Origin of the sequence: Arhodomonas sp. AD133, assembly GCF_051195215.1 — a bacterium.
Taxonomy (GTDB): domain Bacteria; phylum Pseudomonadota; class Gammaproteobacteria; order Nitrococcales; family Nitrococcaceae; genus Arhodomonas.
The window spans coordinates 39157-50782 of the sequence record NZ_JBNAZM010000005.1; the positions used below are offsets into that span (position 1 = coordinate 39157).

Annotated in this window: 12 protein-coding genes and 1 tRNA gene; 3 read left to right on the plus strand and 10 right to left on the minus strand. The window is 68.5% G+C overall.

Annotation, left to right across the window (positions count from 1 at the left end):
* Positions 1-37: 37 nt before the first annotated feature.
* From ACPEES_RS04600 to ACPEES_RS04610, 3 genes are all read right to left on the minus strand, one after another.
* Entirely contained in the window at positions 38-1315 is a 1278-nt protein-coding gene (locus ACPEES_RS04600; protein WP_435101512.1) for an N-acetylmuramoyl-L-alanine amidase, read from the minus strand.
* 129 nt (positions 1316-1444) lie between these two features.
* Positions 1445-1903 carry a tRNA (adenosine(37)-N6)-threonylcarbamoyltransferase complex ATPase subunit type 1 TsaE gene (gene tsaE, locus ACPEES_RS04605; RefSeq protein ID WP_435101514.1) on the minus strand — a complete coding sequence of 153 codons (459 nt, stop codon included), beginning with the start codon at positions 1901-1903 and terminating at the stop codon, positions 1445-1447.
* Positions 1904-1910: 7 nt separating this feature from the next.
* The gene (locus tag ACPEES_RS04610; protein ID WP_435101516.1) at positions 1911-3374 is read right to left on the minus strand and encodes an NAD(P)H-hydrate dehydratase; all 1464 of its coding nucleotides are present in this window, start codon (positions 3372-3374) and stop codon (positions 1911-1913) included.
* Positions 3375-3405: 31 nt separating this feature from the next.
* On the opposite strand from ACPEES_RS04610, the gene queG reads away from it, so the two are divergent.
* Entirely contained in the window at positions 3406-4512 is a 1107-nt protein-coding gene (queG, locus tag ACPEES_RS04615; protein WP_435101518.1) for a tRNA epoxyqueuosine(34) reductase QueG, read from the plus strand.
* A 144-nt stretch (positions 4513-4656) separates the two neighbouring features.
* Here the strand turns inward: queG and panD are convergent, their stop codons facing one another.
* From panD to pcnB, 5 genes are all read right to left on the minus strand, one after another.
* Positions 4657-5037: an aspartate 1-decarboxylase gene (gene panD, locus ACPEES_RS04620; RefSeq protein ID WP_435101520.1), complete on the minus strand. Its 381-nt coding sequence runs from the start codon at positions 5035-5037 to the stop codon at positions 4657-4659.
* A gap of 45 nt (positions 5038-5082) precedes the next feature.
* The gene (gene panC / locus ACPEES_RS04625) at positions 5083-5943 is read right to left on the minus strand and encodes a pantoate--beta-alanine ligase (RefSeq protein ID WP_435101522.1); all 861 of its coding nucleotides are present in this window, start codon (positions 5941-5943) and stop codon (positions 5083-5085) included.
* A 10-nt stretch (positions 5944-5953) separates the two neighbouring features.
* A complete protein-coding gene (gene panB, locus ACPEES_RS04630; RefSeq protein WP_435101524.1) occupies positions 5954-6778 on the minus strand; it encodes a 3-methyl-2-oxobutanoate hydroxymethyltransferase in 825 nt (274 codons plus the stop codon).
* A 66-nt stretch (positions 6779-6844) separates the two neighbouring features.
* Positions 6845-7336, minus strand: coding sequence for a 2-amino-4-hydroxy-6-hydroxymethyldihydropteridine diphosphokinase (gene folK / locus ACPEES_RS04635; RefSeq protein WP_435101526.1), 492 nt, complete (start codon positions 7334-7336; stop codon positions 6845-6847).
* Positions 7326-8681, minus strand: coding sequence for a polynucleotide adenylyltransferase PcnB (gene pcnB, locus ACPEES_RS04640; protein ID WP_435101528.1), 1356 nt, complete (start codon positions 8679-8681; stop codon positions 7326-7328). Before pcnB ends, folK begins: the two co-directional genes overlap by 11 nt.
* A 114-nt stretch (positions 8682-8795) precedes the next feature.
* On the opposite strand from pcnB, the gene ACPEES_RS04645 reads away from it, so the two are divergent.
* Positions 8796-8871, plus strand: a tRNA-Glu gene (locus ACPEES_RS04645).
* Positions 8872-9009: 138 nt separating this feature from the next.
* On the plus strand, positions 9010-9441 hold the full coding sequence (locus ACPEES_RS04650) for an RDD family protein (protein ID WP_435101530.1): 432 nt from the start codon (positions 9010-9012) through the stop codon (positions 9439-9441).
* 24 nt (positions 9442-9465) lie between these two features.
* Here the strand turns inward: ACPEES_RS04650 and lptG are convergent, their stop codons facing one another.
* On the minus strand, positions 9466-10530 hold the full coding sequence (gene lptG, locus ACPEES_RS04655; RefSeq protein ID WP_435101532.1) for an LPS export ABC transporter permease LptG: 1065 nt from the start codon (positions 10528-10530) through the stop codon (positions 9466-9468).
* Positions 10527-11597, minus strand: a complete 1071-nt coding sequence (lptF, locus tag ACPEES_RS04660; protein ID WP_435101535.1) for an LPS export ABC transporter permease LptF — start codon at positions 11595-11597, stop codon at positions 10527-10529. Before lptF ends, lptG begins: the two co-directional genes overlap by 4 nt.
* Between the last annotated feature and the right edge of the window lie 29 nt (positions 11598-11626).

Consider the following 11626-nt stretch of genomic DNA (forward strand, 5'->3'; position numbering starts at 1 on the left):
CGCTCGCGTGCGGGCAAGGGAAACGCCGGACAACTCCCTATGGAATGCGCAGCGTCGCCCCCGCGACGATGGTATCACCGTTGAGCTCGTTGGCCTGACGCAGGCGGCGCACGCTCACCCCGTGCTCCCGGGCAATGTCGCTGAGCGTGTCGCCGCGCTGAACGACATACTCACGGGCATCGGCGACCCGCAGTGCCGGTCGGTGCTCCTCGGCGTAGCTGCGGACGCCGTCGGCCAGCGCACGGGCGAGCTGCCATTGGTGGTCGTCCGTGCGCAGAAGCCGCTCCTCGGTGGGGTTGGAGATGAACGCCAGCTCCACCAGCACCGAGGGCATGTCCAGGGACTTCAGCACCACGAAGGCGGCGCGCTCGACATCCCGGCTGTGCATCCGCCCGGCACTGTCCATACGCTTGATGAGCGCGCTGGCAAGGCCGGTGCTCGCCTCGATGGTGGCCGCCCGCGAGAGATCCAGCAGCACGGACGCGACCATGTCGTCCTTGTCGTCGAGGGAGACACCGCCGATGCGGTCGGCCTGGTTCTCGCTGCGCGCGAGCATGCGCGCCACTTCACTCGAGGCGCCGCGGCGCGAGAGCGTGTACACGGAGCCGCCTCGCACGTTGCGCTGGCGCACCGCGTCGGCGTGGATGGAGATGAACATGTCGGCTCCCACCGCGCGTGCCTTGCGCGTGCGGTCGCGCAGACCGACGTAGTAGTCGCCCTCGCGGATCAGCGCAGGGCGCATGCCCGGGGTGCGCTCGATGAGCGAGGCGAGCTTGCGCGCGACGCTCAGGACCACGTCCTTTTCATGGGTTCCGCGGGAGCCGATCGCGCCGGGATCCTCGCCACCGTGCCCGGCGTCGATCGCAATCACCAGCTCCCCCTGCTCCTCCGCTTCGCGCTTGACCTGACGTTCCTCCCGTTCGCTGTTGCGGCGCTGGAGGTCCACTACGAGACGGTGGCCGTATGTATCGTTGGGGGCAACGAGGAAACTCTCCGGATCGGCGGCCTCGGCGAGGTCGAAGACGACGCGCAGGTCACCACCGCCGCGCCTGCCGGTACGGATATCGCGCAGGACACCGTCGACCTCGTCGTCGGCGACTGCGCCGTCGCCGATGCTGGCGTCACGGATGTCGACCACGACACGCCTGGGGTTGTCCAGGGTGAAGAGATTGAAGTCGACCGGCTCGGAAAGATCCAGCACCACACGCGTGTGATCCGGACCGGCCCACGTGCGCACGTCACTGATCGAGACGCCGCCTGCCTCGGCGACGCCAGCAATACCGATTAGCAACAGCGTGACCAGCAGTCGCCCCATGAACCGGATCCCAGTGCCCGTGCGTTGGTTGAGTTTATGGCCAACAGTTAGGCATAGGCGGCGCATTTTTTCAATATTTTTCCTGACACCGCAGCAGGATAGCGGCAATTGCTCGCCGTCTTCGTGAACTCACTCCAGCCGGCGGAGCACGTCGCGACCGTCTTCGGTCTCCGCGTCCAGCCGGGCCTCGCGCCCCGCCCCCGCAACTGTAAGCTGCACGCGCAGATCCGCCGCCGGCAGCACTCCGGCGCCGCGCTCCGGCCACTCCACCAACAGCACCGACGGCCCGTCGAGAAGATCGCGCAGACCGATGAACTCCAGCTCCTCCGGGTCGGCGAGGCGGTAGAGATCCAGGTGGTAGATCCTGCGGCTGCCGCAGTCGTAGGTCTCGACCAGGGTGTACGTCGGGCTTCGTACCGCCCCCTCATGCCCGAGCGCACGCAGCAGTGCACGCACCAGGGTGGTCTTGCCGGCACCCAGGTCGCCGTTCAGGTGAATCACCAGCGTATCGGGCAGCGCGGCGCCGAGCGCGGCGCCGAGCGACTCGGTGGCCGCCGGATCGGGCAGCGGGCGGGTGGACGTTTGCATCGGCAATTCAGCTCGGCAGGTAGGCGAAAAGGTCGCTGGCGAGCAGCCCGCGGCGGCCCGCCGTGGCGGCGCGATCCGCGGCGTCGGCGTGGAGGGCCACCCCCATGGCCGCGGCACGGCTCGCCGGCAGGCCCTGGGCGATCAACGCAGCGATCACACCACTCAACACATCGCCCATGCCCCCGGATGCCATGCCCGCATTGCCGCCACTGCACACCCAGCGCTGCCCGCCTGCGGCCACCAGTGTGCCCGCCCCCTTGAGAACCGCCGCTGCACCGTAGCGGTCGCTCAGGGCGGCCACCGCCGCGAAACGGTCGGCCTGCACGGTTGCCGTGTCACATCCGAGCAGCCGCGCGGCCTCGCCCGGATGCGGCGTGAGCACCCAGGTCGGGCGCGCCGTCGGCGCTGTTTCCGCCAGCAGATTGAGGCCGTCGGCATCGACGACCAGGGGGCCATCGAACGCGAGCGCGGTCCGGAACAGCTCCCGGGACCACGCCGCGCGCCCCAGCCCGGGCCCCAATGCGACCACCGTGGCTCGCTCCAGCAACGCCGTCATGTCGTCGGCGCCGGCCACCGCGTGCGCCATCACTTCGGGACGGGCACCGATAAGCGGAGCAACGTGACGTTCCCGCGTGGCCGCACTCACCAGGCCCGCCCCGGTACGTGCCGCGGCCTCGGCGGCAAGCCGCACGGCACCGCCGAAACCGTGATCACCGCCGACCACCAACACGTGGCCGAAGTGGCCCTTGTGCGCAGTCGCCGTACGTGCAGGCAACCAGTCGCCTACCGACACCGCGTCCACCCGCTCGGCGGCAGGCGTCAGGTCATGATAAACGGTGTCCGGAACGTCGAGACCGTCGAAATGCAATGTGCCCACGTACTCGGGAGCGTCAGCCGTCAACAACCCCTGTTTGAGGCCAATGAAGGTAACCGTGGCGTCGGCATGGAATGCGCTGCCGAGCACAGCGCCGGTGGTGGCACTCAGCCCGGAGGGTACATCCACGGCCAGCCGGCCGGCGCGGAGCGCATTCGCCGCCGCGATGGCCTCGGCATAAGCACCCTCGACCGGGCGGTCGAGGCCGGTACCGAGCAGGGCATCCACCACCACATCCGAGGCATCCAGCACCCGGGGATCCCAGGACTCGATCGCGACGACCTCACGACAGCGCTGCATGGCAACTGCCGCCGCACCGCCGAGGCGCTCCGGGTCAGAGAGCGCGACCACGCGCACCGTCAACCCGGCCCGCGCGGCCAGTCGCGCGACGATGTAACCATCGCCGCCGTTGTTGCCGCCTCCGCAGAGCACGCACACGCGGCACGCATCCGGCCACCGCCGGCGCAACAGGCGGTAGGCGGCACGGCCGGCGTGTTCCATGAGCGCCTCGCCGGGCGTACCGTGATCCTCGATGGCCCGGCGGTCGAGCTCGCGCACCTGGGCCGGCGTGTACAAAGCGGTCGGCAGTTCTGACATAGCCGTAGTGTACCAATCCTCACGAGCACGCATGCGGCGATACAATGGCGCTATGAACGAGGCGCACGCCAGAGCCCATCGACCCGATATGCACGCCCTCGCACGGGACATCCGGCGCTGGGCCCACGAACTCGGCTTCGATGACGTGGGCATCGCCAGCCCGGAGCTCGCCGAGGACGAAGCACACCTGCTGCACTGGCTGCGCGACGGCCGTCATGGCGAAATGCACTACATGCCCCGCCACGGCGTCAAGCGTGCCAGGCCGCGGCAGCTCGTACCCGGCACTCAGCGCGTCATCTGCGTGCGCCTCGACTACCACATCGACCGCCTGGACCCTATCCCCGCAGTCACCTCGGAGCCGTCACGGGCGTTCATCGCCCGCTACGCTCTTGGCCGCGACTACCACAAGCTAATGCGCCGGCGGCTGCAGCAGTTGGCCCGGCGCATCGAGAACGAGACGGGCCCGTTCGGTTACCGGGCATTCGTCGACAGTGCCCCGGTGCTGGAGAAGGCACTGGCGCGCAACGCGGGGATCGGCTGGATCGGAAAGCACACGCTGGCGCTCACGCGGCACGCGGGATCCTATTTCTTTCTGGGCGAGCTGTTCACCGATCTGCCGCTGCCCACGGACGACCCGCCGACGGCGCACTGCGGCAGCTGCCGGGCGTGCATCGACGTCTGCCCCACCGGCGCCATCACCGGCCCCTACCAGCTCGATGCCCGGCGCTGCATCTCGTATCTGACCATCGAGCACCATGGCTCGATCCCGGAGGCACTGCGGCCGGCGATCGGCAACCGCGTCTTCGGCTGCGACGACTGCCAGAGTATCTGTCCGTGGAACCGCTATGCCCGGCCCACCGACGAGACCGATTTCCACCCGCGCCACGGGCTCGACCGCGCAACGCTCGTCGAGCTCTTCGCCTGGGACGAGCCCACATTTCTCAAACGCACGGAAGGCTCGGCGATTCGCCGCCTCGGCCACGAACGGTGGCTGCGCAACATCGCTGTCGCCCTCGGCAACGGCCCTGCGACGCCCGGCGCCATTGAGGCGTTGCGGTCACGGATGAACCATCCATCCGCGTTGGTTCGCGAGCACGTGCACTGGGCACTCGACCGCCTGACCGCCGGCACCGGCTGAGGCCACCGGCCCGCGCGTTTTAGCGCGGACGGGCCCGACTCGTCGGGTAGCATGGCATGAGCCCACCGCCGTAGCCTGGCAGCGCCGCTATCCCGAGCAAAAGCCGGAGGCTACCGATTCGCACGCGAGGCGCGGGCTTGGTCGCTAGGCGACCTGCAGCGGAACCGCGTTGCGCGAGTGGGCGACGCGATTGTCGCCGTCGCAGTAAACGAGCGTGGGCTCGTGGTCGTCGAGCGCTTCCTCCGCCACTGTCGCATAGCAGCAGATGATCACCCGGTCGCCCTCGCCCGCCTTGTGCGCGGCGGCCCCGTTCATGGAGATCATGCGCGATCCGCGCTCGCCGCGGATGGCGTAGGTGGTGAAACGCTCACCGTTGGCGATGTTGTAGACATGCACCTGCTCGTACTCGCGGATACCCGCGATGTCGAGCAGATCGGCATCGATGGCGCAGGACCCCTCGTAGTCGAGTTCCGTCTGCGTGACCCGCGCCTGATGTAGCTTGCACTTGAGCATGGTCAGGTACATCGTCGATCCCCCCTGGTTTCCCCTATCGGCGGCAGTAGTACCGCCTCAGCCCTGATCGGTGAGCCGCACGGCAACGTTGTCGATAAGCCGCGCACGGCCCAGCCAGCCGGCGCCCAGCAGTATCAACTCCGGTTCGTCGCCCACCGGCTCGGCGAGGTCCTGGGGGCGGCGAACGCTGAAGTAGTCCGGCGTGAACCCCGCTGCCTCCAGCGCCTCACGCCCCTGAACCTCGACGGCAGCGAAGTCGCGCTCGCCACGGGCGAGACGCTCGGCCCCGGCGCTCAGTGCCGAGTGCAGCGCCGGCGCGACACGACGCTCGTCATCGTCGAGATACGCGTTGCGGCTGCTCATGGCGAGGCCATCCGGCTCGCGCGCCACCGGCGCACCCACGACCTGCACCGGCATGTTCAGGTCGGCGACCATGCGCCGGATGACCAGTAGCTGCTGGTAGTCCTTACGCCCGAAGACGGCGAGGTCCGGAGCGACGATGTTGAAGAGCTTCGCCACCACCGTGGCCACACCTTGAAAGTGGCCCGGGCGCGTGGCACCGCAGAGGATTCCGGTGAGCGGGCTGACGTCCACCACCGTGTCGAGGCCGCCGCCGTCGGGATACATCTCTGCCACCGACGGCGCGAACACCACGTCGACCCCCTCGCCGGCGAGCCGCTCGCAGTCGGCATCCAGGGTGCGCGGGTAGGCGGCGAAATCCTCTTCCGGGCCGAACTGGGTGGGATTGACGAAGATGCTCACGATCACGCGATCACTGCGTTCCCGCGCCTCTTCGACCAGCGTCATGTGCCCGCCGTGGAGATTGCCCATGGTCGGCACGAAAGCGATTTCCTCGCGCGCCTGCCGCCAGGCGCTCACCTGCGCCCGCAGCTCGGGGATGTGCCGGATGATATGCATGACACCCTCGTCAGAAGCTGTGTTCTTCGCCGGGGAAGGTTCGTACGCGCACGGCCTCGACGTACGCCTCGAGCGCGGCGGGGATCGAGCCCGCATCGGGCATGAAATCGCGGGAGAAGCGCGGCGGCCGGCCCGGGGTAATACCGAGCATGTCCTGGACGACGAGGATCTGGCCGTCACAGCCGGCGCCGGCACCAATACCGACGACAGGGATACGCAACCGCCGCGCCAGGCGCTTGCCGAGCGCTGCGGGGATACACTCCACCAGCAGCAGATCCGCCCCGGCGCGCTCCAGCGCCAGCGCGTCCTCGACCATGGCGTCGGCATCCTCCGCGTCACGCCCTTGTACGCGGTAGCCCCCGATCTTGTGCACGAGCTGGGGCTGCAGACCCAGGTGGGCGCACACCGGCACGCCGGCGGCGGCCAGCGCGGCAACAATATGCGCCTGATCGCCGGCGCCCTCGAGCTTGACCATCTGCGCGCCGCCCTCCTTCATGAGCCGACCGGCGTTCGCCAGCGCCGTCGCAGCGTCCGGATAACTCATGAAGGGCATATCGGCCATCACCAGCGCGCGTTGGCGGGCGGCGGCCACGCAGCGGGTATGGTAGATGATCTCGTCGACGGTAACCGGCAGGGTCGTTTCACGCCCCTGCATGACCATGCCCAGTGAATCGCCGACGAGCATGACATCCGTTCCCGCGGCGTCCACCGCGCGCGCCATGCTGTAGTCATAGGCGGTCAGGCAGGCGATCGCGCCGCCTTCGCGCTTGATGGCATGCAATCGCGCGACCGTCATCGGGCGCTCGCGCTTCTTCTCCGCTCCTCCCGCGTACATGGCATCACTCCGCTGGCACTGAGGGCAGTACTCTACAGCGCCGACCCTACAAACATGAAGCAGTGTTCATGAAAGGCGCTGCAGTGCAGCATCATCGACGCCGGTCAGCAGCGCGTCAACCGTGCCGTGCCCCGGCACTTCCACGCGGGCGTCGAGCTCGGCGAGCGGTACGAGCACGAACGCACGCTCCCGGATACCCGGATGAGGCACCGTCAACCGCGGGTGCGTCAGCCGGTGCCGGCCATAGAGGATGAGGTCCAGATCCAGCGTGCGCTCGCCCCAGTGCCGCCGACGTTCACGCCCGTGATCCCGTTCAATGGCCTGTAACGCGTCCAGTAGCTCCAGCGGGGTCAGGAACGTCTCCAGCCGGGCGACGGCATTGACGTAGTCCGGTTGGTCCTGGGGGCCCATGGGCGGATTACGGTAGAGCGAGGAGCACGCCGCCAGACGCGATGCCGGCACGGCCGCCAGCTCATCGAAGGCACGGCGCACGTGGGCGATGGGATCGTCCAGGTTGCTTCCGAGGGCGACCCAGGCGCGAACGCGCTCAGTCGCCATTGTCTCCCCCCTTGCGTCGCCGGCCGCCGCGCTGGCGGCGCCGGCGCGTGTTGGGGGCGCCAGCCCCCGAAGCCGCCGCCGTCTCACCTTGCTGGAAATCCGTCCACCACTGCGCGAGCTCGCGATCGACCTCGCCGGCCTCGGCACGCAGCAGCAGAAAGTCGTAGGCGGCGCGAAAGCGCGGGTGGCCCATCAGGCGGCTGGCACGCTTGCCGCTGCGCCGCTCGAAACGCGGCTGCAGCGACCAGATCTCGCGCATGGGCACACCGAAACGCTTGGGGATGGTGACGATGGCGACCTGCTCCTCGACCACCTCCGCCGCCGCCTGCTGCAGCGCCTGCGGATAGCTGTCCGCGTCCGCCTCGCGGACGGCGGCACGGGAGGTCACCACCGGCCACAGCAGCGCGGCGAACAGGAAGGCGGGGGTGACCGGGCGGTCCTCCATGATGCGCAGATCGGTGTTCGCGAGCGCCCTGGCAATGAACGCCATGGCCACGTCGTCGCCCGCCTCGTCGAGCAGGCGGTCGGTCGCTGGAAAGAGGTAGCCGAACAGACGCATGCGCCGCAGCAGCTCGAACGTGCCTTCCGCCTGACCGCCGAAGAAGAGCTTGAGCACCTCCTCGAACAGGCGTGCCGCGGGGACATCCGCAAGCAGTGGCGCCAGCTCCGGGATGGACGCGGCGATCGCTGGGTCGAGACGGAAGCCGAGCTTCACGGCAAAGCGCACCGCGCGCAGCATGCGCACCGGATCCTCGCGAAAGCGGGTCTCCGGGTCGCCGATGAGACGGATCACGCCCTCTTCCAGGTCGGCCATACCACCGGCGTAATCGACGATGGAGAAGTCGGCGATGTTGTAGTACAGCGCATTGACGGTGAAATCCCGGCGCAGCGCGTCTTCCTCGATCGTGCCGTAGACGTTGTCGCGCAGGATCATGCCATCGTCGCTGACGACGCCGTCGTCGTTGACGTCGTTGCCACCGCTGTCGCCGTTATCGCTGTTATCGCCGTTATCGCCGTTGTGCAGGGCACGGAAAGTGGCCACTTCGATGATCTCGCGCCCGAAGTGCACGTGAGCGAGGCGGAACCGCCGGCCGATGAGGCGGCAGTTGCGGAAGAGCTCGTTCACCTGCTCGGGCGTGGCATCCGTGGCGACGTCGAAGTCCTTCGGCTCGCGCCCCAGGGAGAGATCGCGAACCCCGCCCCCCACCAGATAGCCCCCGTAGCCGGCATTCTTCAGCCGATACAGCACTTTTAGCGCATTGTCGCTGATCTGCGAGCGGGAGATACGATGCTCGGAGCGCGGGATGATATATGGCTCCACGTGTCGCGCGGGCTGTTCTGTCACGGGTCCGATACGCCCTCTTGTGCGTAAGAAAAGAATGCGTATAATAGCAGCCCTCGTCGCGGGGTGCAGGTCACCAAGCGACAAAAAACGGCCATCTTCCGGCCGATACAATAGGCTCCCATCGTCTAGTGGTTCAGGACGCCGCCCTCTCAAGGCGGAAACCGGGGTTCAAATCCCCGTGGGAGCACCAGGTTCAGAAAAAAAGCCGCCTTCGAGCGGCTTTTTTCGTGCACGCGTACCACACCCCCGCAGCGGCATGTCCCACACCGGCATGGCCCGTTCGCGGTATCCTCTCGTGCGACCGCGATCATCCGGACCGACACGCACAGTGAATCACGAAGCCCGCATACGCTGCAGTCTGCCACGCCGCCTGGCCGCCATGTTCTACGACGGCCTGCTGCTGATCGCGCTCTGGATGCTGGCCACAGCTGCCGTGCTGCCGCTCACCGGGGGTGAGGCAGTGACGTCGGGCAACTGGATTTTCCGCGGCTACCTGCTGCTGATCGCCGGCATATTCCTCTGCGGTTTCTGGTGGCGGGCCGGCCGGACCCTGGGTATGCAGGCCTGGCGGCTGCGGGTGGTAACCATGAGCGACGGCGACCGCCCCAGTGCGACGCAGGCATGCATCCGGTTCGCCGCGGCTCTGCTGTCGTGGCTGCCACTCGGGCTGGGCTTCCTGTGGGTTCTGCTGGACCGTGACGGTCTGGCATGGCATGACCGTCTCTCAGGCACCCGCCTGATCGTCGAGCCCAAGCGCTAGTGTCCTGAATCAGAATCCAGGACATTAGCGCACCCGCGAGAGCCCGACGATACCTGCCACGAGAAAGAGCAACGGCGGTGCGAGCGCGCTCAACGCCGGTGGCAACCCGTAGATGACACCGGCATTGTTCAGCAGCCGGTTCAGCAGCATGAACGCGACGCCGACCAGGACACCGAGCACGATCTGCTGACCCGCCCCGGCACGGCGCTGCGAGCGGAACACCAGTGGCACCGTCAGCAACACCATGACCACCGTCGCCAGCGGCGTTGCCAGTTTCACCCAGAACGCGAGGCGGTAGCGCGCTGTCTCCAAGGCGTTGCGCTCGAGGTAATCGATGTACCGGGCGAGCTCGGGCAACGGCAGCATCTCCGGCGACAATGCCAGCAACCCGAGGAGCTCCGGGCTGAGGTCGGCACGCAGGCGGCGTTCGTCGGCGTGGCGCACCACCACGCCATCGTCGGAGAAGTCGGTCACCTCGACTTCGCTAAGACGCCATTCGGTGCCGTCATAGCGCCCGCGCTCGGCCTCGAGAACCCGCTCGAGCTCGCCGGCGGCGAGGGTATAGACGCTCACCTCCTCGATCACCGCTTCTTCGCGAACCCGCCCGACGTGAATGTAGCGCTCGCCATCGCGCAGCCACAGCGCGCCCTCACTGGCGCCCGCCGCGCCCTCGCTGACGCTGTGTGCCCGCAGATCCTGAGCCATCCGCGCGGCGTGGGGGGCCAGCCACTCCCCGAGCCCCACCGCCACCACCGCCAGGCCGACGCCGGCGAGCACCACCGCTCGCGCGATCGCGTTGACGGACATACCGGCGGCGCGCATCGCGGTAAGCTCGCTGCGGCCCGCCAACGCCCCCAGGGCCACCAGCGCGCCCACCAGGTTGGCAACCGGGAAGATTTCGTACGCGCGCCCGGGCGTCTGCAACAGCACATAGACCAGGGCAGTGCCCATCGTATAGCTGCCCTGCCCGACGTCCCCGGTCTGGTCGATGAACTCGAAAACCACGTCGAGCGCCATGAGCACGAGCAGAGCCATCAGGGCGCCGATCGCGACCTGCCGGGCGATGTAGCGCGTCAGCCGCAACGTCATCGCCGGCTCCCGAACTGGCGCCACAACAGCGAGCCCGCCAGTGCCAGGACGGCGAGATGCACCCACCAGATACCGAGCCACGGGGGCGTGACGCCGGACTCGTACCAGTCCTGGGCCGCCTTGAGCCCGTTGAAGTAGCCGACGTAGACGAGTACGGCGGCCACCAGGCGGGCATAACGGCCCTCCCGCGGCGCCGAGCGCGCCAGCGGAACGGCGGCGAGCGCGAGCACCAGCACGCTGACGGGCATCGCCACACGCCACTGCAGCTCGGCGCCCGCATCGCGGCCGCCATCGGCCAGCAGTGCCGGTGTCGATTGCGCGTCACGGCGGGTCCGGGACCGGGTTCCGCCGCGGTCATCAACACGGATGCCGTGCTCGCCGAACGCCAGCGTCCGCCATGCCGGCTGCCCTGCAACCCCGTCGTAGCGATAGCCGTCGGCCAGTACCAGGAACCGTCCGCCGCCCTGCCCGCCGTTACGCCGGTAAGCGCGTTCAGCGACCACCAGGCGCTCCTCCGGGCCGTTCCCCAGGCGGGCGAACAGGCCTCGCAGCGTGCCGTCATCGGCGACGGACTCCACGTAGAGAACCCCGCCGTCGTCGCCCAGCGGCAGAAAGCGCCCGCCCTGCAGACCGGCGAACTGCGCCCGCTCGCTAGCGGCTGCGACAGCATCGTCCGCCGTGCCCTCCGCCCAGGGGCCCAGGGTCAGCGACAGCGCCGCGACCACGACCGCGAGCGGCACGGCAAGCGCATAGAGCCCGCGCAGCACGGCCCGCGGGCCGACGCCACAGGCCGCCATGGCGGCCATCTCCGAGTCCCGGTACAGCCGTCCCAGCGCCAGGATCACGGCGAGGAAGAAACTGGCCGGCAGGACCACCCCGAGGTTCGCCAGCGCTTTCAGGCCAAGCAGAGTGAAAATCACATCCGGTGGCACGTCCCCGCGCGCGGCGTCGGCCATGAACCGCACCAGGCGATTGGTGAGCAGCACCACCACGAGCACGACGGTGACGCCCAGCCACGCCATGAGCGTTTCGCGGAGCAGGTACCGCTGCACACGCCCGATCAACACGGCCCGACCACCTCGTCCGCACGGGGGTA